Source organism: Pseudoalteromonas luteoviolacea H33-S (assembly GCF_001625695.1).
GTDB classification, from domain to species: domain Bacteria; phylum Pseudomonadota; class Gammaproteobacteria; order Enterobacterales; family Alteromonadaceae; genus Pseudoalteromonas; species Pseudoalteromonas luteoviolacea_B.
In genome coordinates, this window is record NZ_AUXY01000133.1 from 137,276 (window position 1) to 159,988 (window position 22,713).

Genomic DNA, 22,713 nt, shown 5'->3' on the forward strand with positions numbered 1-22,713 from the left:
AGTATGAAAAAAGTAACCATTAACAGCGTAGCTGAGTATGCTGGGGTATCGAAAAAAACGGTCTCTAGAGTACTCAATAATGAGCCTAATGTTAGTCCAGCTACGCGTGAAAAGGTACTCAAAGTTTTTAAAGAGCTCGACTATAAGCCAAACCCTATCGCGCGCGGACTGGCGCGCAATAAAAGTTTTATTATTGGGTGTTTATATGACAACCCGAGTAAAAGTTATATTACTCGAGTGCAAAGCGGGGCTTTAGAAGCGTGTCACAAATTCAACTATAATTTGCTTATTCACCCATGCGAGCTAAGGGGTGATGAGCTAATTCATAACGTTGATCAATTACTGACTACGTCGAGGCTAGATGGCTTGGTGTTGACACCGCCATTTTCTGATTCACAAGAGCTAATTGATTTTTTAAAAACACAGAATATCCCGTTCGCTCGTGTTGCATCTGCTTTGGAAGACGACACTTCTATTTCTGTGCGCAGTAACGATGAACAAGGTGCCTATGAACTTACTGAGCACCTAATATCACTTGGTCATAAAGAAATTGCTTTTATTAAGGGCCATCAAGACCACAGTGCAACTGAAAAACGCTTCAGTGGTTATCAAAATGCGTTACTTAATCATGGAATTGAATTTAACGAAGGTTTGGTAGCACAGGGTAACTTTAGTTATCACTCGGGTGCTGATAGTGCAAAACAGATTTTAGATCTGGAGCCAATGCCAACTGCGGTTTTTGCATCTAACGATTACATGGCAGCAGCGGTGTTGAAGCTTGCAACGCAAAGGCAGCTAAGAGTCCCAGAGGATATTTCAATTGCAGGTTTTGATAATGCACCGATCGCCAGGCATATTTGGCCGGGTTTGACCACAATTGCACAGCCTGTAGAGGAGATGACTCGCCAAGCTGTTGAGCAATTGATTTTGCAAATATCTGACCCATCGACAGAAGTTTATCAAAAAGTGCTTGAAGCAAAGCTCATTACTAGAGAGTCGACTGCTGCAAAATAACCAGTTTTAATTACATCTACTTGTCAAAAGCCCAATCCCTAGCGATTGGGCTTTTTTTGTCCATAATTTAGATATGACCCTAATTTAATCTAAATTTAATGTTCTACAGGTTGACACCGGTGTCATAAGTGTGAGTTAATACAGTGACACCGGTGTCAGGTTGAGGTGAGAGACAACCTGTCAGCGTACCTTTGAACGGGTAAATCAAAGCTGCTCAGTACATGTGAGATGTGCTGAGCCTTTTTCCTCTAAACATGCAGAGAGGCGGATTATGTTGCATCCTCGAATTCAAGAAGTTACTGAAAGAGTCGTTAAACGCAGCCAGACAACTCGTAGTGCCTACCTTAAGCGTATACAAGAAGCAAAAAAACAAACACGCGTAAGAGCTGGACTTGGGTGTGGTAACTTAGCACACGTAATGGCTGCTTGTTCAAGTAGCGATAAGGCAAGACTAAAAGCTGACGATCAGCCAAATCTAGCGATTATCAACTCTTACAATGACATGCTTTCTGCACATGTTCCTTATATCGAATACCCAGACCTAATTAAAAAGATAGCGACAAAGTATGATGCCACAGCACAGGTTGCTGGCGGTGTACCTGCGATGTGTGACGGTGTTACACAGGGGCGCGATGGTATGGAGCTGTCTTTATTTTCACGTGACGTTATCGCGATGTCTACCGCAGTAGCGTTGTCACACGATGTGTTTGACGGTGTTTTTTGCTTAGGTGTGTGCGACAAGATTGTACCTGGACTTTTAATAGGTTCACTTTCTTTTGGCCACTTACCAATTTTCTTTTTACCAGCCGGCCCAATGGAGTCTGGTATTCCAAATAAAGAAAAAGCGCGTGTCCGTCAAAGCTTTGCACAAGGCCTAGTTAGCCGTGAAGAACTATTAGAAGCGGAAAGTGCTTCATACCATAGTGCGGGTACTTGTACTTTCTATGGTACTGCAAATTCAAATCAGATGCTGATGGAGATCATGGGTCTTCATTTGCCAGGAAGTTCATTCATTAATCCATACACTGAGTTACGAGATGGTCTAACTGCCAGTGCTGTGAAAATGATGCTAACACAACTAATTGAAACTAAATCAGCAAACCCAATCGGCGAGATTGTTGATGAAAAGACTGTTATCAATGGCTTAGTTGGTTTACTCGCGACAGGTGGCTCTACTAACCACGCAATACACCTAGTTGCAATGGCGAAAGCCGCTGGCGTACAGATCACATGGAAAGACATGGCTGAGCTGTCAGAAGTGGTGCCACTTTTAACCCGAATTTATCCAAATGGCTCAGCGGATGTAAACCACTTCCAAGCGGCTGGTGGTATGGGCTTCTTAATGCGTGAACTGCGCGATGCGGGTTATTTACATAATGATGTTAAGACTATTGTTGGTGAAGGCCTAGACGACTACACCAAAGAGCCAGTTTTAGATGTTGATACCAATGTGATCATGACCAACAGTGAAGGCCCAAGTAAGGTTAAGTGGGTACCATGCCCTGAAAACTCTTTAGACGAAGATGTGCTTAGACCGGTATCAAATCCATTTAACAAGCAAGGCGGCTTGCAACTATTAACAGGTAACTTGGGTAAAGCGGTAATTAAAGTGTCAGCCGTTGACGAGAAACACCAGTTTGTTTCTGCACCTGCAAAAGTATTTAGCTCACAGGCCTCTCTTCAGGATGCATTTGCAAACGGCGAGCTAAATCAAGACTTTATTGCTGTAATTAAAGAGCAAGGTCCTAAAGCCAAAGGCATGCCTGAGTTACATAAGCTGACGCCAGTGATGGCAACCTTGCAAGATCAGGGTTATAAAGTTGCGATTGTGACAGATGGTCGTATGTCAGGTGCGTCAGGTAAAGTACCTGCGGCTATTCACCTAGCGCCAGAAGCCGTTGAAGGTGGCATCATTGCGAAGATCCGCGAAGGTGACATGATCACGCTAGATGCGCCAAATGGTGATTTAATTTTACATGTTTCAGATGAAGAATTAGCAGAGCGCGAACTAGAACTTACTCAACCAGAGCTGACATTCGGTACAGGCCGAGAGCTATTCACCGGGTTTAGAAACATGGTGAGTAGTGCAGACTTGGGTGCTAGCGCCTTTGGTATCGACGAATAAAAACATTGGGGATGGGGTAAATATGAAAATACAAGAAATCTTATCGGCAGCGCCCGTAGTACCGGTAATTGTTATAGAAGAATTAGAAGACGCAATACCATTGGCACGAGCTTTATACAATGGCGGACTACGTGCACTTGAAGTTACGCTTAGAACACCTGTAGCAGCTGAAGCGGTAAAGCAAATTAAAGAAGCATTGCCTGAAGCTTATGTCGGTACTGGTACAGTTGTGGACAAAGCTTCTTTTGAAGCGTCAGTTAATGCGGGTGCAGACTTCATGGTAAGTCCTGGTGTGAGCTCAGAATTACTAGAACTTGCTAAAAGTACTGATATCCCATTTTTACCTGGTGCTGCTACACCAAGTGAAGCAATGGAACTCGCCTCGCATGGTTTTAAGTATCTAAAGTTTTTCCCAGCAGAAGCAGCTGGCGGTGCACCAATGCTTAAGTCAATTGGTGGGCCTCTTCCGCAAGTGACATTTTGCCCAACAGGTGGAATAACACTTGAAAGCGCGCCTAAATACTTGGCGTTAAACAATGTAGTTTGTGTTGGCGGTACTTGGATGTTGGATAAATCGCTAATTGCAAATAAAGACTGGCAAGCCATCGAAGCGCTTGCAAAACAAGCAAGTGAAGTTAAATAATTAGGGGAAAGTAATCATGATCAACATCGCAATTAATGGCTATGGCCGCATCGGTCGCAACGTACTACGCGCACTTTACGAATCAGGTCAAAATGACCAAATCAAGATTGTTGCTATCAACGATCTTGCGCCAGCAGAAACAAACGCGCATTTAACTCAATTCGATTCTGTACATGGTCGTTTCAATGAAAAGTTAACACTTGCGGGTAATACACTTGTTATCGGAAATGATGAAATTACACTAACGCAAGAGCGTGATCCTGCAAACCTGCCTTGGAAAGCATTAAATGTTGATATCGTACTAGAATGTACGGGTATTTTCACATCGCGTGAGGCTGCTGCTAAGCACATTGAAGCGGGCGCAAAGAAAGTCATCGTTTCAGCGCCAGGTACAGACTTAGATGCAACAGTGGTTCACGGCGTTAATAGTGATGTGTTAAACGAAAACAGCAATATTATCTCAAATGCATCCTGTACAACTAACTGTCTTGCACCAGTTGCAAAAGCACTAAACGATGTTATTGGCATCGAGCAGGGTAGCATGACAACAATTCATGCATTTACAAATGACCAAAACTTATGTGATGTGTACCACAAAGACTTATACCGCGCTCGTAGTGCAACTCAGTCTATGATCCCGACCAAAACGGGCGCTGCAAAAGCAGTTGGTTTAGTATTGCCTGAGCTTGCTGGCAAACTTGATGGTATGGCTGTGCGTGTTCCTACTGTGAATGTATCTTTGGTTGATTTAACTTTCGTTGCTAAGCGCGAAACTACGACTGAAGAAGTGAACGAAATTGTAAAAGCTGCTGCAGAAGGCGCGATGGCGGGTGTGCTTGAATACAACACGTTGCCACTTGTATCAATCGACTTTAACCACAACCCAGCATCTTCAGTATTCGATGCAACGCAAACTAAAGCAGAGGGTAAACTTGTTAAAGTGATGGCTTGGTATGATAATGAGTGGGGTTTCTCAAACCGTATGATTGACCAAGTTAAAGCACTAGGTGCATTCTTATAATTGCAACTCAGAATTAAAATGAAGCCCTGCAAATTGAAGTGACCCCATAAAGTTGGACTCATTTCTAAGCGGCTACCAAGGCCTGATTTCGATACGCTATCGGACTCAGGCCTTTTAGTTTTAGCTTAATTCGTTTGTGATTGTAATATTCTATATATTCTTTTATGGCACTTACCAGCTCGGTAACACTTTTGTACTCATAACCGTGATACATTTCCGTTTTCAATATGCCAAAGAAATTTTCTGCTACGGCATTGTCTAGGCAGTTTCCTTTTCGAGACATGCTTTGTGTAAGATTGTTCTCAGCAATGAATTTTCTGGTCAACTGATGTTGATATTGCCAACCTTGGTCAGAATGAATGAGCGGTCGTTCATGCCATGCCAACTGCTTAACAGCATTGTTTAATGTATCTGTAACCAAGCTTAATCTTGGTGAAGTTCCAACCTCATAACTAACGACTTCTTGATTAAACAGGTCAATGATTGGTGACAGATAGACACGCTGGTTAGCTACCTTAAACTCGGTGATATCGGTTACCCATTTTTGATTCGGTTTCACAGCAGTAAAGTCTCTGTTAAGCGTATTGTCGATATGCTTACCTTTGGTGCCTCTATAAGACTTATAGCGCTTTGGCCTCACTACTGATTGCAGCGACAATTGCTGCATTAAGCGTTGAACAGTTTTATGGTTAATTAAAGTGCCTGCGCTGCGTAATGTTGATGTTATGCGCCTATAACCATATCGTCCTTTGTGAGCATGGAATATAGACTTAATTTGCTTTGTTATTGCATCATATTTGTCATGACTATCGCCTTTGTTGCGATGGTAATAGTAAACACTTTTAGGCAACCCACTGGCCTCAAGTAAATGGGATAGTTTAAATTTGGCCTTAAGCTCACTCACTACTTTTGCTTTTTCGTTGTTTGTTTTTCCTGAGCCAAGGCACTCCACTTTTTTAGAACAGCATTCTCCGCTCTGAGGTACTCAAGCTCTTCTCTTAATTCTTTTTCAGTCATTGTTTTCGAGTCTTTAGCATTGGCGGATTTGGACATTTTTGCTCTACTTAGTTTCGGGTGAGTTAGTTTTCCCGAATTATAAGCACAAAGCCATTTGGATAACATGCCAGGAGAAGATAAATCGAAAAAGGCACTGGTGTAAGTTAACGACCACCCTTCTCGTTTCATTCGTTGGATCATTTCTAAGCGAACTTCACTTGTATAAGGCTTTTGCTTATGCAAAAAAGCGTGTTCACCATGAAGACGATAAACTAAACACCAATATCGTATTTGCCGTGAGCTGACATTAAATTGTCTATAAAGTGAGCGCGAACCTTGAGTGTTGGCTTGCGTTGCAACTTCTAGTTTGAACTTTTTACTGTATTTAGACATAAAAAGACCCCCAGTAATTAGAATGTCCAACTATTGGGGGTCACTTCAAAATGTGCGGGGCTTTTTTATGTGTATTGGTTTACCTGAGTACTTAGCTAAAAAATATTGTTTTATAAATATACGATTTTGGTGCGTATTCCTTGCACAATAAGTTGATTATGTTCATGTACATTCGACATGGGGTACAAAACCTCTAATCAATTGGTATAAGTGACTTGAGTATCAACGCGCAATATGAAAAAATTCCAACCAATTAAAATACAGTAAACTCAGAATCGAGGAACATAATATGCGCATTATCCTTTTAGGCGCGCCTGGTGCTGGTAAAGGCACTCAAGCTCAATTTCTTATGGAAAAATTTGGTATCCCTCAAATCTCTACAGGCGATATGCTTCGCGCTGCTATCAGCGAAGGTACACCGCTAGGCTTAGAGGCAAAAAAAGTGATGGATGCTGGTCAACTAGTTTCTGATGAAATCATCATTGGTCTAGTTAAAGAGCGTATCGCAAAGCCTGACTGTGAGAAAGGTTTCCTGTTAGATGGTTTCCCTCGCACTATTCCTCAAGCCGATGCAATGAAAGAAAATGCGATTACGATTGATCACGTTATCGAGTTTGATGTTGCTGACGAGATCATCGTTGAGCGTATGGGCGGTCGTCGTGTACACCCTGGTTCTGGTCGTGTTTATCACGTTGTTTACAATCCGCCTAAGGTTGAAGGCAAAGACGATGAGACTGGTGAAGACCTTATTATCCGTGCTGATGATACAGAAGAAACTGTACGTAAGCGTTTAGGTATCTACCATGACCAAACAAGACCGCTTGTTGATTACTACAACAAAGAAGCAGAAGCGGGCAATACGCAGTACCACAAGCTAGACGGTACACAAGCTGTAGACGCTGTAAGTCAGCAGCTTGGTGAGTTACTTGGTTAATTAGGTAATTAATTAGCTTTGAACCCAGTTGCGATGCGGCTGGGTTTTTTTTGTCTAAAATTTGGGTTTATAAGGGGGACGAAAAAGGAAAAGGCGCCTGAAAGCTCAAGCGCTAAAAATCTTAAGGGGGAATTCAAATGCCAAACAAGGTTGTTTGGACATGCACATTAAACACTTTTTTGATGACTAATTTATGACAGTGTCTTGTTTGTTTCTGCTGAAGCCAAGTTCATCGGCGCTTTGGGGTTTACTGAACCAATAACCTTGATATTCAGTAATGCCTAGTGCATCCAAGCGTTCGAAGTCTTCTTGGGTTTCAACTCCCTCAGCTAATAGTGCAATCTGCATGTTTTCACATATGGTTTTTAGTCCCAGTAATAGGGAGCGTTGTTTTTTAAGATCCGTGATATCAGATATTAAACTTCTGTCTAACTTAAGCCTTTGTATTGGACATTCAAGCACGCGTGCAATATTTGAATATCCAGTACCAAAATCATCAACGCTTAAAATAAAACCAAGCTTGTTTAGCTGCTCCATAATGTGATTATGGTCTTCAGCGAAACTATATTCGGTTAACTCTAGCTCAATAGACTGAGGTGACACGCCATAGTGTGTCGTTATTTCTTTAATTGAAGTGATAAAGTGAGGATCTTCAATATCCCTTGAGCTGATATTAATTGCGACAGGCACAGTGATATCGGGTGTACTGGTTAAAAGTTGGCAAACCTTTTTCAACATAGTTCTTGTGACTTGATTTACTAAGCCAAACTCTTCTGCTATGGGAATAAACTGCGAGGGCGGAACCCAGCCCAATAAGTTGTTATGCCACCTTGCTAGGGCTTCAAAGCCAATAATGTCTTTGTTGGCATTATGTTTACTTTGCAAATATAGTTTTAACTCACCTAGCTCGATGGATTTTTCCAGTAGCAAAGCCATTTCATGTCTTGCTAAAGTTTGCCTACGAGTCATTTGATCAAAAACGGTGATCATCTGGTTTGGTGCTCTCAGCTCACAGGCTTGTAGTGCATTTTTTAATAATCTCTCGGCGATATACCCGTGCTCCGGGTAGGTGGCAATACCAATGGCATATTTAGAGTGAAACTGATGTTGTCCGAGCTTTAGCCAAAAGTCGAGTTGTTTATGCCAGCGGCGTGCAATGTCTTTTAATGGCGCCTTTGCTTCTACTAAGATAGCTATTCTTCCTGCACCAATATAAGCAATTTGATCTAATAACTCTGCGTCTTGCTCTACAATTTGGTTTATCCGTGCATAGAGAGTGCGGTGTTGCTCTCCATCAATCATATAATCAAGCACATGTTTGTTTAAATTGTCAGCGATCAGTAAGGCAAAAGGTTCACCTCTGTCTATGTGCGCTTGGAGCTGCTCTAGTAACCACGTTTTATTTGGTAGATTGGTTGCTTTATCAAAGTACTTGGCTTGTTGATGGGCAACGTCGAGTGTGAGTAGGTCTTGTTGAAGTTGTTGCTGATCTGACACATCTTGTAGATACCAAGCTTTAATATTGTTTGAGTGTTGCTCTTGTGCTGCGACTTCAATACATTTCTCATCTACGGTAAATGTTTTTGGTATTGCATCAACAAGCTCACTGTCGTATGTAAGATAATCAATGTTATCCGGCGTAATGCGTGAAAGTAACAAGGGCAGTGGTTGCGTCTGGATATTCAGCAATCTTTTCGCTTTATCGTTTGCTTCTACAATATTTAGGGCGTTATCAACTAGGATAATTGCGTTAAATGATTTTTGGAAAAAGCGCTGATAAATCTGCTTTTGTGATTTTAAAAGGGTGTTATTTTCATGCATGTGCTGGTTTAAACGGTTTGCAGCGAGGCTTGTCCTCCAAACAGCAAGTGGAATACAGCAATTTAGGAAGAAAAACAGCAAAAGTTGAATGTGTAATACGGCATCAACTAACATCCTACTTTCTTTTGGTACAACAGAGATATCGACGTTCTTGAGTATCAGTATGAAAGGGATAATGTTTAATAGCGCATAAAAAACGGCGGTTTTTTTCCCCACTAAAATCAATGCGATAATAGGTGTAATGTAAACAAAGATAGAGCCTAAATGAGCAAGTTCAATGCTTGGAATGAATAACTTGATCATCACCCCAGCAGTGATAATGCATAACAAGAGTAAATGTGCGGTGAGATAAAAAGAACGATTACTCAATAGCAGTAATGTGCCAACTGCGAGTGTGAATCCGGTAGTTAAAGCAATGACATAGTTTAACTCGTAATCAATTGCCGCTGGTAAGCTATTTAGAAAAATGCCCAAGCACAGTACTAAGCCCGTCGCCAAAATAATACGAAGGGCGCTAAGTCGCCATGTAGGTACGTTTACTTTTGGTTTTTGTTCTTCTTCAAGTAAGAAAAATCGGCTTAATGTACTCAAAACTAAATATTTCGTATTATTATTTTGAACAATACTAAGGTCTAACTGTACACAATTCAATGACAAATCAGCGAAATAAAGACTTAAATCAAATTGACTGCGTTGTCATTTTTTAATTATCTAAGATAGAACGATTCGAGTTGGTTTTTTTTTGAACTTAGTTGTTAATTTACGGTTGCGTTTGATAATTAATGTGATGTTTAAAACTTTGTATATACAGCTATGTTGACTGATTAGTATGCAAAAGAATTAGTATGTACTGATAAAGGCCAAAAAAAACGGTAGTATAGGGCACTTATCCACGACAAAAAATTAAGTTTGAGTGATTAATAATGAGCAAAGGGTTCATGCTAGTTTGCGATGGCAGTAATGGCGCAGGCAAAACAACAGTGATTAAGGGGATTGAAGCTTACCTAACTTCGAAAGGCTATGAGGTTGTTTTAACTCGTGAGCCTGGAGGCACAGAAATTGGTGAAAAAATCCGTGAAGTTATTCTTAATCCAGAGACCCCTCAAATGACGGACATTGCAGAATTAATGCTATTTGGTGCAGCACGTGCACAGCATATTGAAGAAAAAATTAAACCTGCACTTGCAGCGGGAAAGGTGGTTATTTCCGATCGCTTTGATGCTGCAACTTTCAGCTTTCAACATTATGCAAGAGGCATTGATTTAAAAGTCATTAAAACAATTAATGATTTAGCGCTAAACGGGTTTAAACCTGATATGAATCTTATTTTAGACCTCGAGCCAGAACTTGGCTTGCAGCGAGTTCAGCAACGAGGCGAGGGTTTAGATCGCTTAGAAGACGAAAAAATTGATTTTTTAAAGAGAGCCAGAGACGGATATCTAGCGCAAGCAAATGCACAACCAGAGTTATTTACTGTTGTGGATGCTCGACATTCTCAAGAGCAAGTATTGCAACAGTGCCTTAAAGTGGTGGATAGCTTAGTGATGCGCCATTCATGAAGTATAAATGTAATCAAGGTGCGGCATAATGTTTCCTTGGATTGAGTCAGTTAGATCTCAAATGCAAGAGAGCTTTGAGCGCAATCGCTTTCATCATGCTCAGTTGATACACGGGCTAGTGGGCGTCGGTAAAACAGCGCTTGTTCAAAGTTTAAGTGAAGATCTATTGTGTACAAATAGCAGTACTCTCGCTAGCTGTGGCCAGTGTAAAAGCTGTTTGTTACTGCGCGCCCAAAACCATCCAGATTTATTACATCTAATGGCCGAGTCAGGTAGTATCGGAGTTGATGAAGTCAGGGCATTGAATGAATTCGTTTTTCATTCGGCACAACAGGGTGGTAACAAGGTTGTTGTCATTGAGCAAATAGAAAAAATGACAGAATCGGCTGCGAATGCATTACTCAAAACGCTCGAAGAACCCGCGGCTAAACGATATATTTTAATGACGTGTAATGATATATCCAAGGTTAAGGCAACCGTATTGAGCCGTTGTAATCAAGTTCGGGTGGCAGTGACAGATGGGACAGCAGCAAAGCAGTGGTTAGCTATGAAAGGAATTTCAAGTGAAGCACACTTATGGGCTGATAATTTCGCCAATCAGCCGTTGCTACTTGAACAGTGGTCTAGCCAAGGGATCATGCCTGAAGTGGATTATTTATGGAAAGTAGCGCATGATATTGCTAGCATTTCTGATATAAATGCACTTGAAAGTTCGCTTGCAAAAGGCACTAACTTGTATACCGTATTCACGCGTTTTTTAATTTCTGCGGTTAAGCAGCAGCTAGTGGCTGGCCAAATTAATTTTGTGCAGTATCATAATTGCACACAACAAGTTGAAAAATATATGTCTGATCATCATAAAATTTTGGGCATAAATAAGCTTTTGAGTTTGTCCAATTTGGTATTTGGAATACAGCGTGTGCTAAGACAGGATTGAATATCATGCAAGAATTATTAGTCGATATTGAAGACAACGACGAGTTATATCGCAGTTATATGCCATTTTTAAAAAATGGCGGCATGTTTGTAAAAACCAATAGCCGCTTTGATATGGGTACGCCAGTGTCTATGCGTTTGATGCTGCCTGATGCGCTGGAAGAAGAAGAAGTGACAGGTAAAGTCGTTTGGATCACGCCTCAGGGGGCGCAAAATTCAAACCCACCGGGTGTAGGTATTAGTTTTGACTCTGAGTTTGAATTGTTAAACGATAAAATAATAAAAATGCTGGGTACTTCACTCAATTTAGATAAACCAACTTATACGATGTAAGAAAGTAGTAATGATAGTAGATTCACATTGTCATCTTGACCGATTAGATTTCGACAAGTTAGATATTCAGTTACCAGAAGTTTTGCAGGCTGCACGCGATAAGCAAGTTGAACACTTTTTATGTGTTAGTGTCACGCTTGATCAATTCCCAAATATGTTGAAAGTCATCGAGCCGTTTAAAGATGTGTCTGCCTCATGTGGAGTACATCCTTTGAATCAAAGTGATGCGTTAAATAAGAGTGAGCTATTAGAGCTAGCTCAACATCCCCGTGTTGTTGCAATTGGTGAGACTGGTTTAGATTACTATTACGCTAAGGATACACATCAAGTTCAGCAGGAAAGCTTTGCAGGACATATAGATGTTGCGAATGAACTGAAAAAACCGCTGATCATTCATACAAGAGATGCGAGAAAAGACACCATCGACATAATGAAGGCCCATAACGCCCAAGATTGTGGCGGTGTTTTGCATTGCTTTACCGAAGATTGGGATATGGCTAAAAAAGCCATTGATATGGGCTTTTACATTTCAATTTCAGGGATAGTCACATTTAAAAATGCAGTTGATTTGCAAGAAGTAGTGAAAAAACTACCTTTGGATAGACTTTTAATTGAGACCGACTCTCCTTATTTAGCGCCGGTCCCTCACCGTGGGAAAACTAACCAACCAGCTTATGTTCAGGATGTGGCTTATTTTGTTGCGGATCTTAAAGGGTTGCAATACAAAGAGCTTGCACATGCGACGACCGAAAATTTTTACCAACTTTTTAGTTTAGCAAATCGCAGTAACCAAAGTAGTGAATCAATCTAATCTCCCCCTATTTTTATGCGGGCCTATGGTCCGCAGAGCTGAACCTCACCAAATTTGCTTGCAGTTTGTTACGACGAGAACAACAAACTTAAAGGTCGAGCTGAAGGGGCATCAAACGGTGTCAGATCAAACTGACATACGCCTAGGTGATGCGCTATTTTTGACTTTTGTCCATGTTAGTCCGCTACAAGGGGAGTTTAAGACAGATGAAGAGATCCCTTATCAGCTTTTAAATGCAGGCGAAACAGCGGATCTAATCAATTTGAGCTATCAGGATTCACCTCAGATAGTTGTACCCAAGTTATTGAAAAATGTACTGCATGGTTCGTGCAGAAATCCGCATCACCCAAGCAAAGATAGCCTTGTTGAAGCCGATTCTTATATGGCTCAAAGTTATAAAAATAGTGATGAACGAGCCAGCTTGCTGATCTTATCAGGTGATCAAGTTTATGCAGATGATGTTGCAGGCCCAATGCTTGTCGCAGTTCAGCAGTTAATTGATTTACTTGGGATTTATAAAGAGCAAGCATTAGATTTGATGCTGCCAAGTACAGTGGATGACCAGCTTTACAACCGGGACTCTTTTCTCCCCAAGGAGCCTTGGAAAAGTCGAAGTAAACTTACTTTGGGTTATTGGTTACGAAAAGATGAACCTCATTTTTCCAGTGTTAAAGCCGCTAATCATCTTGTCTCGATAGAAGAGTTTGTGGCTTTTTATGTCTTAAATTTCAGTGCTAAGGCTTGGCAGTTAGTCACCCCTTTTGAATTTGACACTCAAGGCTTGAGTGCAAATCAGCAAACATTATTTGAGGCTGAATCAAGGGCATTGAAAGAATTCATTGCAACTTTACCTAACGTGGAAAGGTTGATGGCCAACGTCTCCACATTAATGATGTTCGATGACCATGATGTGACAGATGATTGGAATTTAACGCCTAGGTGGGAGCAAAATATTGCCAATTCTCAAGCTAGTAAGCGTATTGTCAATAATGGGCTGATCGCATATTGGTTGTTTCAAGGTCTTGGTAATGATGCGCACCAAGTGTCTGGTCGATTGTTAGGCGGATTTTCCAATTCTTTAAAAGACAATGTTTGGTATTTGCAAAGTTTTGATAAAGAGATAAATCGATTTGGTCAATGGCATTATTGTTTAGATACGACACCAAAAGTCGTTGTGATCGATACCAGAACTCACCGGTGGCGAAGCGAGCAAGACTTTGATGAACCCAGTGGCTTGATGGATTGGGAAAGCCTGATGGAGCTACAGGAAGTACTGATTAATCATGAAAGTGTACTGTTGGTGAGCCCTGCGCCAGTCTTTGGTGTAAAAGTTATTGAAACCATTCAGGCAATTTTTAATACTTGCGGCGAGCCATTAGTGGTGGATGTTGAGAACTGGATGGCACATGAGGGAGCAGCTAGAAAGCTTATTGATATCTTCAAGCGAGAAGATACTCCTAAGGAAACAATTATTCTATCTGGTGATGTACATTATTCATTTTGTTTTTCGGTTCAGGCGAGGTTTGGTCGTCATGACAATCGGATCTGGCAGCTAACTGCTTCGGGGATTAAAAATGAGTTCCCCAAAGGTCTATTGGCGATTTTGGAAAAACTAGATATTGCGTTATTCGCTACTTGGAGCCCATTTAACTTATTTACAAAGCGTTGGCAGCTCGCTGTTTCCAAGCATAAGTCTGATTATGAAAACGGACGGTATCTGGTTTCGGGCTCTGCGATTAGCTTGGTGAGTATGGATAAGGGCAAACTGGTTAAATACACTCTACTTCACGGGACAGGCGAAGTAACCCAATTTGATTTAAACTAAACCTCACGGATTAAAGCGCTACACGTAGCTTTTGCTATAGTTACGTTTAAGTATAGAGACTTAAGTGGCATTTATGCTTTTAATACAGCGCTTGCATGTGATGTGTATAGGATTAACACTGGTTATTAAGCCTTTTGTACAAGGTGCCCTTTGTGTTGTTTTGCTGTGTGCTGTTTTTGTTACGGCGGCAAACCCTGTCTTTACGGATACCTCTCAAGTTATGAGGCGATTTGATTATGAGTCAGGCCTCAGTCAAGTTACTATCATGGCACTTACCGAAGATCAGCTGGGCTACATATGGATTGGTACTCAGGCTGGGCTTAATCGATTTGATGGCCATGAATTTAAACAGTTTAGCAGTACGCAACAAAACCCCAACGAGCTAGCTGGTTCGTTTGTGACAGGGCTGTGCCACAGTGGTGAAACAGTTTGGATAGGCACAAGCACTGGGCTCAGCGCATATCACACAGTGACAGGGCGCTTTCAAAGTTTTTTAGAAGAAAATTACCAAGCCATTACTTCAGACAGAGTAAAAACACTCAATTGCAGCGGTAATTATATTTCGGTCACCACTGAAAACCATGCTTTTTATCTTATCGACAAAGTGACACTTGAGCCGGTTGCGCTAGATTTAGCTGGCCGTTTTCCTAGCCATGCGATCGCCTACAATCATCAAGTCTTTTATATCACTGAAAGCGGATTTAGTACGCTGAACCTGCAGTCTAAGAAAAGTGACTTGTTGCTCGCAGGAGAATTTAAGTATCTGGCACTACGCGGAGAGCGCGTTTTTCTGATCACCAAAGAAAATCAATTGCTGAGTTATGACACATTATACGAGCGTGTGCTTTGGGAGATATCAGTTGGTGCCGGAGCTGGGCTTGAATTGAACAACTTGCACATATCAACAGGGAAATTATTCGTCGGTAGTAATTATGGTGTTTATTTATACGACTTAAATGGCAATTTTAAAAAGCACTGGTTTAAACATGAAGGTCAGGGACTTGGCTTACAGGACAACAGCATCATGTCTGTATTAGTCGACAGTAATCAAGATCTATGGTTTGGTACTGAGACAGGTGGGTTACATTTCATTAGCCAATTAAGTGAGAACTTCGGTCATATCAGTGCTTTTAACTATCCACATAGCCCACTGCCTGAGCCTGATATTAGAAATTTTGCATTAGATAGGTTTGATAGACTTTGGCTGGCAACCTCTTCAGGCTTATATTTTTTCGATGGAACAGGGTTTAAAGGAGCACACCGCGTTTTTCCGAACCTCTCGGTTGTTGAGAGTGCATTTATAACTAAGTTGTATATTCGCGACCAATATATGTGGATTGCAACACGTGGGTTAGGTATTTATCGGTTTAACTTAGATGACGGAACATTATTGAATATTATTCCCGATGTCGGTAAAGGCCCAGAGCTGAGCTTTAATGACATCATTGAGTTTCAAGGTCGAATTTTGGTGAGCTCACGCTCAATGGGTTTGTTATTTTTCAACGAATCATCAAACAAGCTAGAGCCATTTTTAAACATGGAGAATGCGCCCAGTCACGTTTCATCACTACTGCCTCAAGGTAATGCGCTTATATTTGGCAGTATCGGCGATGGGCTTTTCAAATATGAGGAGGGCAGCTTAATACAACTTACAATTGCAGATGCTTTGGCTTCTGATATCGTATTTATGTTGCAAGCTGATAGCTTTGGTCGGGTCTGGGCTGGAAGTGAAACGGGCATTTCTGTTATTGATAATACGTTTTCTGTGGTTAGAACCATCAAAAGGCAGGACGGGATAGCAAATAGTGCAATTTGGGCCCTTTTGTATGACGAACAAGATCATATTTGGCTAGGCACGAGTGGTGGTTTGTCACGGATAAATATTCATGACTTTAAAATTGATAATTTCTTACCTGTAGATGGCGTGCAAGGTAATGAGTTTAATTATAATGCGAGCTGGCTAGCGCCAGATGGGCGAGTATTCATTGGTGGGTCAAATGGGTTTAATCAATTTCATCCTGAGCAAATAACCATATCTCCATTAATTAGGCCATTATTAACCTCCAATATTGAGTTATTGGGTAAAACATTACACCCGTCGATAAATAAAGAATTAAAATTGGCACCCGAGCTCACTACTTTCCTCGAACTTGAATATGACCAAGATATTGTGTCTTTGCATTACTCAAGTTTGGACTATGGTTCTGAAGGCCTTAGATTTTACTATCGTATCATTGGGCTCAGTGAGCAGTGGCTTAAGCTTGCTGATGGGGTTAGGCAAATTAATTTGCTCAAGTTGAACCCAGGCAATTATCAAGTTCAGGCTTATACAATTAATCGTTTTAATCAAACATCTCCTGTCCATCATTTTGATATAAAAATTAATGCGTCATGGTGGTGGAGTAACTTGACTAAAACACTTTATTTCATTCTTTTATCACTTCTTCTTGTCATGTGGTTTAGGCAGCGACAAAAGCGATTCTTACAAGTTGTTAATGACAATAAAATAATGAATGAATTGCAGGAGCGTTTAGAGCTTTCTTTGTGGGCCAGTCAGGACGAAATGTGGGATTGGCATATTGATACAGATAAAATTTATCGCCACAGTGTGAGACCTCGAATTGAATATGGACACTGCAAGGCTGAGATGTCCGTCCATGACGCTGTGCAGTTTATACATCCAAAAGATTACATTGCTTGGGAAGAAAAACTCGAAGCTTGTCTAGAAGGTGAGCAAGATACGTATGAGATCGCAATTAGAGTAAAAACGATTGATGAGCAATGGACATGGGTATTGGAGCGAGGCAAGGTAGTCAGCAGAGACAGTCATGGCAAGGTTAAGCGACTAGCTGGTGCATTAAAAGACATAGCTGAGCTCAAAGCACATCAAAATGCACTTCAGGCATTAAATGAAGGCTTAGAAATTAAAGTTGCGGTGCGTACTGATGAACTGTATCAAAAGAATCAGAAGCTAGAGCAGGCGATGATCGAGCTCAAAAGAACACAACAAGAGCTTATTGAGAGTGAAAAAATGGCTTCACTTGGTAATGTTGTTGCTGGTATTGCCCATGAGATAAACACTCCTTTAGGCATTGCAATTACGGCAATTTCGTATAACCAAGAAAGCTTGCAGCAAGTTGCGACTAAATTAAAAAATCAGACACTTAAACAGTCCGACTTAGAACAGTCTATTGAGGAGCAACAAGAGGGCTATTTATTGATGAGTCGTAACCTTGACCGTGCCAAAGAGTTAATTAGTAACTTTAAGCAAGTCGCGGTTGATCACTCCAGTGAGGTTCAGCGAGAGATAAATGTAAAATGTTATGTTGAGGATGTCTTTAAGTCTTTAAGCCCTTTAGCAAATGGCAAGCAAATAACCTTGGATATCGAAGGGGATGAGGATGTGAATGTTGATACTTATCCCGGCGCTTTATATCAAATCCTAACCAATTTATATAACAACTCGATATTGCATGGCTTTGAAGGAAAAGAGTCTGGTGGAGTGAGTGTAATAATACAACAAATAGATGGCTATTGGTCGCTGGTTTATAAAGATGATGGTGTAGGGATGAAGGCGGATAATTTACAAACAATGTTCGACCCATTTGTTACCACTAAACGCAGTCAAGGGGGGTGTGGTTTAGGTATGCATATTGTTTATAACTTAGTCACACAATTACTTAAAGGCGAGATATCAGCCTGGTCAAAACCTAATAAAGGTCTAGAGGTGAAGTTGAAAGTGCCAGCAGTACGTATGAATGAAAAAAAAACAGGCTCTAATTAAAGCTAGCCCATCCTAATTCATATTTTATACAGGGCTAGCGTTAATATATTTAAAAGGGGTTAATTTATATAGGTAGATATATCCCGAGTGATGTTATTTTGATTTAGTTTCCAAGTCTCGACCATGCGAGTTGTACCACCTGTATTTCTACAGACTATTTGTGCTGAAATTGTTGCTGTTCTGGCATCATAATAGGTAGGCTCATCAAAAGAGATAATATCATTTATAAAACCATCACTGTGCCATGGCTCTAGTTTTAATGGTGCGTCACTTTCAATACTTGAAGCAGTACAAAAACCAGTCTCTTCGCTGTTATCAATGTTTAAAGTAGCTTGATAGCGTACATCTTGATAAAAACCTGGATAAAGATGATCGCCATCTTGCCAGTGAGATGCTGTCATTTTGCTTTTTAATTTGATTTTAGGTGCTGGGGCAATGTTATGCCTTAATCGTACTGATGAATTTGAGTTATCGATGCACTGTACCTCAATATACTTTTCTTTATGTTCGTGGCCACGCTCAAGTTGAGCCGTTAAAATGCTTCCATTTATTTGCACATCAGCGAGATGAGTATGTGTGTATTTTTCGAAAATTGCGGCGTGTTGGCAAGGGAGTTCGTTACCTGGGTATGGAGCATAAACACGGATGTCGTATGCAGAGCTTGACTGGGTCACCATCACATTTAGTGCAGTTTGGTTATAATAGGTGACTCTACCAGGCGTGCCATCAGTATCGTGTATGATTGATGATGCTAAAGCAGATGTATTTATTATGATCGCCAAAGGTAATACTCGATTAATTCTCATTTTACATTCCTTTTTACATGTTGTGAGAATTTACTTTAGCGTGCACATAGTATTATTTAAAGGGTTAGGTAGTATTTGTTGATGAGTTATTATATTTTCAAAAGTATTTAAACAATTAAAATAACTAAGTATAAAGGGTATAAATTAGAGTGGGTTTATTCTGAACTTTGTCGCAAGAGGCGTTAGATGTAAAGAGATGAGAGCCCAAAAAGAAGGCATGAATTATAGCTTCATGCCCTCAATGAATTGTATTACATTACACGCATACCTGGCTCAGAGCCGTCGTCAGGGTTTAAGATATAAATTTCTTTACCACCTGGACCTGCGGCTAAAACCATGCCTTCAGACATACCGAAGCGCATCTTACGCGGCTTAAGGTTTGCTACCATCACGGTTAACTTGCCTTCAATGTCTTCTGGTGCATAGGCTGACTTGATACCTGCAAATACTTGACGCGTTTCACCACCTAAATCTAACGTCAATTTAAGCAGTTTTTCAGCTCCTTCAACATGCTCAGCTTTAGCGATTTTAGCGACACGTAAGTCAACCTTAGCAAAGTCATTGAATTCAATTTCGTCTGCGATTGGCTCTTTAGCTAGCGGGCTATTTGGATCTAAAGCTGGTTTAGCAGCTTCTAAGCTTTCTTTCGATGCGTCTACCATCGCATTTACCTTATCTAAATCAACACGCTGCATTAATGCTTTGAACTTATTAATTTCATGACCAACTAATGGCTTTGATACTGTTTCCCAAGTAAGTTCTGTTGCTAGGAATTGCTCGACGTTTGCACTCATGCCAGGTAATACTGGTTTTAAGTAAGTTAGGATGATCTTGAACATATTCAAGCCAAGTGAACATACCTGATGCGCGCGTTCTTGAGTCGCTTCGTCTTTGATCAATACCCAAGGAGCTTCAGCGTCAATGAACTGGTTTGCTTTGTCAGCAAGTGTCATGATTTCGCGAATAGCACGGCTATATTCGCGATTCTCAAAGTGGGTAGCAATGGTATCAGAAACAGCACTGAACTCTGCTAAAAGCGCTTCGTCCATGATGCTGTCACTTAATTTACCAGCAAACTTCTTAGTAATAAATCCAGCACAGCGACTTGCAATGTTCACAACTTTACCGACAAGGTCGGAGTTTACACGCTGTGCGAAATCTTCTAAGTTCAAGTCTAAGTCAGTGATACCGCTGTTTAGCTTCGCAGCGTAGTAATAACGCAAGTACTCAGGGTCTAAATGCTCAAGATAAGTACGTGCTTTGATAAACGTACCTTTAGATTTAGACATCTTGGCACCGTTTACAGTAACGAACCCATGGGCAAATACATTAGTTGGCTTTCTAAATTCTGCGCCTTCTAACATTGCAGGCCAAAATAGGCTGTGGAAGTAAATGATGTCTTTTCCGATAAAGTGATATAGCTCAGCGTCTGAGTCTTTGCCCCAGAATGCGTCAAAGTCGATGCCACTTGTGTCACATAAATTTTTAAAGCTTGCCATGTAACCAATCGGTGCATCTAGCCACACGTAGAAGTATTTGCCTGGTGCGCCTGGAATTTCGAAACCAAAATAAGGCGCATCACGGCTGATATCCCATTGCTGAAGACCTTCAGCAAACCACTCTTCCAGCTTGTTTGCCATTTCGGCTTGTAAACTACCTGAGTGTAGCCACTCTTTTAACATGCCTTCAAAAGCTGGCAGATCAAAGAAGTAGTGCTCTGAGTCTTTTAAAACGGGCGTTGCGCCAGACATTGCTGAGCGAGGGTCTTTTAATTCTGTTGGACTGTATGTTGCGCCACAGGCATCACAGCTATCACCGTTTTGATCTACTGCATCACATGTAGGGCAGGTACCAGTTACGAATCTATCTGGTAAAAAGATATTTTTCTCTGGGTCAAACAACTGCGAAATAGTACGCTTTTTGATGTGGCCCTTATCATTTAGTCGAGTATAGATAAGTTCACTAAGAGCTTTGTTCTCATCGCTATGTGTGCTGTGGTAATTGTCAAAAACGATATTGAAATCAGCAAAGTCACGCTGTCTTTCAATACTGACATTCTTAACCATTTCTTCAGGTGTGATACCTTGCTTTTGCGCGTTCAGCATGATCGGCGTACCGTGTGCATCGTCAGCACAAACATAGTATGTCTCATGGCCACGCATTTTTTGGAAGCGTGACCAAATATCAGTCTGAATGTATTCAAGTAAGTGCCCTAAATGAGTTGGGCCATTTGCATATGGTAATGCACTTGTGATGAGAATTTTTCTCTTTGTCATAGTTTTCCCAAGGTTAATTAGCCGCATCGGCTAACGCCAGTGTCACTTTGTATTCAATTTGACGGTTAAATTAAATACAAATATTTTGACCAACTGGATTATGCCCAAATAACGCGATTTTGACTGGTCTTAATTTATCGAATGTTACATAATTCCTGCGTTCTTTTCATCACCTGATGGCGTTTTATTTGTATGTTTGGCATCAAGAAGTTTTTTAGTAAAGAAGATCCACAGCAAACTGAGATTATGAAGCTATTAAATAGCTATCGTAGTGCGATTTTTCCGATGGGGGTTCAAAACGAGTGGATCTCATCGATTGAAAAAAGTAAGCCGCAATATCGTGTATTAATTACGCTCCCTTTTGCTGCACATAATCAACAAAAGCAACTTGAGCAATATTTACATAAAAACAAGATAAAAGAAGTCGCTGTTACCATTGAAACCAGTATTCCAGCTTCATACAAATTTAAGAAAATAAAGCATATTGTGCTTATTGCTTCCGGTAAAGGCGGGGTGGGCAAATCAACAACCGCAGTAAACCTAGCTTTAGCGCTCGAGCAAGAAGGTGCAAAAGTAGGACTACTTGATGCGGATATTTATGGACCTTCTATTCCATCATTGTTGGGTTTGGTTGGAGAACAACCTACAGCGAAAGATGACAAAACACTGAACCCGATGCAAAAATATGGATTAAATACGATGTCTATTGGTTACTTGGTACCAGCCGAAAATGCAACGGTATGGAGAGGACCAATGGCGTCGCAGGCATTAAATCAGTTACTTAATGAAACCGACTGGGGTGAATTAGATTACCTTATTGTTGATATGCCACCAGGAACAGGCGATATACAGCTTACTATGACGCAAAAGTTACCAGCCAGTGGTGCGGTCATTGTTACAACGCCACAAGACTTAGCGCTAGCAGATGCACAAAAAGGCATTGCCATGTTTGGGCAAGTTAATTTGCCCATAATAGGACTTATTGAAAATATGAGTTACTTTAACTGTCAGCATTGTGGTGAGAAAAACGCGCTTTTTGGTTCTGACGGCGGCAGTGAGTTAGCGGCGCGCCATGGTGTGCCTTTATTAGCTGAGATCCCACTAGATATTCAGATTAGAGAAGAGTCAGAAAAAGGGGAAAACTTAATTTCTCAACGCACTAAGGTGGCTGAACATTATGTTTATTGTGCACAGCTTTTGAGTAGTATGTTGCACTTGCAATCAGCTGAAACATCAGCAGTCGAAATTACTTTTTCTGACGACTAAATGTCTATTTTATATGATCTTGGGGATTTTATTTCTCTTGAACACTGGTAATTGGGTTGTTAGTCATCATACTTATACATGTGGTTCTTAGGGGTGTCTGGTTGAATTGACATTAACGTTGACATGTTTGTGATAGCCTAGGCTATTGGCAATCGAAATCACTTACTCAA

General features: G+C 40.8%; 17 protein-coding genes. 12 read left to right on the forward strand and 5 right to left on the reverse strand.

Going from position 1 to position 22,713, the window contains the following annotated elements; all coding sequences use genetic code 11:
* The first annotated feature begins 3 nt into the window (after positions 1-3).
* The 4 genes from N477_RS24530 (at position 4) to gap (ending at position 4,803) form a co-directional block, all read left to right on the forward strand.
* Positions 4-1,014, forward strand: coding sequence for a LacI family DNA-binding transcriptional regulator (locus N477_RS24530; protein ID WP_063364031.1), 1,011 nt, complete (start codon positions 4-6; stop codon positions 1,012-1,014).
* 271 nt (positions 1,015-1,285) lie between these two features.
* Positions 1,286-3,139, forward strand: coding sequence for a phosphogluconate dehydratase (gene edd, locus N477_RS24535; protein ID WP_063364030.1), 1,854 nt, complete (start codon positions 1,286-1,288; stop codon positions 3,137-3,139).
* A gap of 22 nt (positions 3,140-3,161) precedes the next feature.
* The gene (locus N477_RS24540) at positions 3,162-3,782 is read left to right on the forward strand and encodes a bifunctional 4-hydroxy-2-oxoglutarate aldolase/2-dehydro-3-deoxy-phosphogluconate aldolase (RefSeq protein ID WP_063364029.1); all 621 of its coding nucleotides are present in this window, start codon (positions 3,162-3,164) and stop codon (positions 3,780-3,782) included.
* A gap of 16 nt (positions 3,783-3,798) precedes the next feature.
* The gene (gene gap, locus N477_RS24545) at positions 3,799-4,803 is read left to right on the forward strand and encodes a type I glyceraldehyde-3-phosphate dehydrogenase (RefSeq protein ID WP_039609764.1); all 1,005 of its coding nucleotides are present in this window, start codon (positions 3,799-3,801) and stop codon (positions 4,801-4,803) included.
* Positions 4,804-4,867: 64 nt separating this feature from the next.
* Here the strand turns inward: gap and N477_RS24550 are convergent, their stop codons facing one another.
* Both N477_RS24550 and N477_RS24555 read right to left on the reverse strand, forming a co-directional pair.
* Positions 4,868-5,707: an IS3 family transposase gene (locus N477_RS24550; protein WP_231098166.1), complete on the reverse strand. Its 840-nt coding sequence runs from the start codon at positions 5,705-5,707 to the stop codon at positions 4,868-4,870.
* Positions 5,707-6,192: a transposase gene (locus N477_RS24555; protein WP_063364028.1), complete on the reverse strand. Its 486-nt coding sequence runs from the start codon at positions 6,190-6,192 to the stop codon at positions 5,707-5,709. The genes N477_RS24550 and N477_RS24555 overlap by 1 nt, the downstream gene beginning before the upstream one ends.
* A 289-nt stretch (positions 6,193-6,481) precedes the next feature.
* Here N477_RS24555 and adk point away from each other — a divergent pair, with 289 nt between their 5' ends.
* Positions 6,482-7,126: an adenylate kinase gene (adk, locus tag N477_RS24560; protein WP_063364027.1), complete on the forward strand. Its 645-nt coding sequence runs from the start codon at positions 6,482-6,484 to the stop codon at positions 7,124-7,126.
* Positions 7,127-7,312: 186 nt separating this feature from the next.
* On the opposite strand, the gene N477_RS24565 is transcribed toward adk, so the two are convergent.
* Positions 7,313-9,538 (reverse strand): GGDEF domain-containing phosphodiesterase, encoded by a 2,226-nt coding sequence (locus tag N477_RS24565; protein WP_155732028.1) that lies wholly within the window; start codon positions 9,536-9,538, stop codon positions 7,313-7,315.
* A 332-nt stretch (positions 9,539-9,870) separates the two neighbouring features.
* On the opposite strand from N477_RS24565, the gene tmk reads away from it, so the two are divergent.
* The 6 genes from tmk (at position 9,871) to N477_RS24595 (ending at position 18,195) form a co-directional block, all read left to right on the forward strand.
* Entirely contained in the window at positions 9,871-10,506 is a 636-nt protein-coding gene (gene tmk, locus N477_RS24570; protein ID WP_063364025.1) for a dTMP kinase, read from the forward strand.
* A 28-nt stretch (positions 10,507-10,534) separates the two neighbouring features.
* Positions 10,535-11,443, forward strand: coding sequence for a DNA polymerase III subunit delta' (holB, locus tag N477_RS24575; protein WP_063364024.1), 909 nt, complete (start codon positions 10,535-10,537; stop codon positions 11,441-11,443).
* Between the two features lie 5 nt (positions 11,444-11,448).
* Positions 11,449-11,775, forward strand: a complete 327-nt coding sequence (locus N477_RS24580; RefSeq protein ID WP_063364023.1) for a PilZ domain-containing protein — start codon at positions 11,449-11,451, stop codon at positions 11,773-11,775.
* Positions 11,776-11,785: 10 nt separating this feature from the next.
* The gene (locus tag N477_RS24585; RefSeq protein ID WP_063364022.1) at positions 11,786-12,586 is read left to right on the forward strand and encodes a TatD family hydrolase; all 801 of its coding nucleotides are present in this window, start codon (positions 11,786-11,788) and stop codon (positions 12,584-12,586) included.
* A 25-nt stretch (positions 12,587-12,611) separates the two neighbouring features.
* A complete protein-coding gene (locus N477_RS24590) occupies positions 12,612-14,411 on the forward strand; it encodes a hypothetical protein (RefSeq protein WP_063364021.1) in 1,800 nt (599 codons plus the stop codon).
* A 73-nt stretch (positions 14,412-14,484) separates the two neighbouring features.
* Positions 14,485-18,195 carry a two-component regulator propeller domain-containing protein gene (locus tag N477_RS24595; protein ID WP_081216623.1) on the forward strand — a complete coding sequence of 1,237 codons (3,711 nt, stop codon included), beginning with the start codon at positions 14,485-14,487 and terminating at the stop codon, positions 18,193-18,195.
* 59 nt (positions 18,196-18,254) lie between these two features.
* Here the strand turns inward: N477_RS24595 and N477_RS24600 are convergent, their stop codons facing one another.
* Positions 18,255-19,001 (reverse strand): hypothetical protein, encoded by a 747-nt coding sequence (locus N477_RS24600; RefSeq protein WP_063364020.1) that lies wholly within the window; start codon positions 18,999-19,001, stop codon positions 18,255-18,257.
* A 251-nt stretch (positions 19,002-19,252) separates the two neighbouring features.
* A complete protein-coding gene (gene metG, locus N477_RS24605; RefSeq protein ID WP_063364019.1) occupies positions 19,253-21,277 on the reverse strand; it encodes a methionine--tRNA ligase in 2,025 nt (674 codons plus the stop codon).
* Between the two features lie 192 nt (positions 21,278-21,469).
* On the opposite strand from metG, the gene apbC reads away from it, so the two are divergent.
* Complete coding sequence (gene apbC, locus N477_RS24610) at positions 21,470-22,543, forward strand: iron-sulfur cluster carrier protein ApbC (RefSeq protein ID WP_063364018.1); 1,074 nt, start codon at positions 21,470-21,472, stop codon at positions 22,541-22,543.
* The last annotated feature ends 170 nt before the right edge of the window (positions 22,544-22,713 follow it).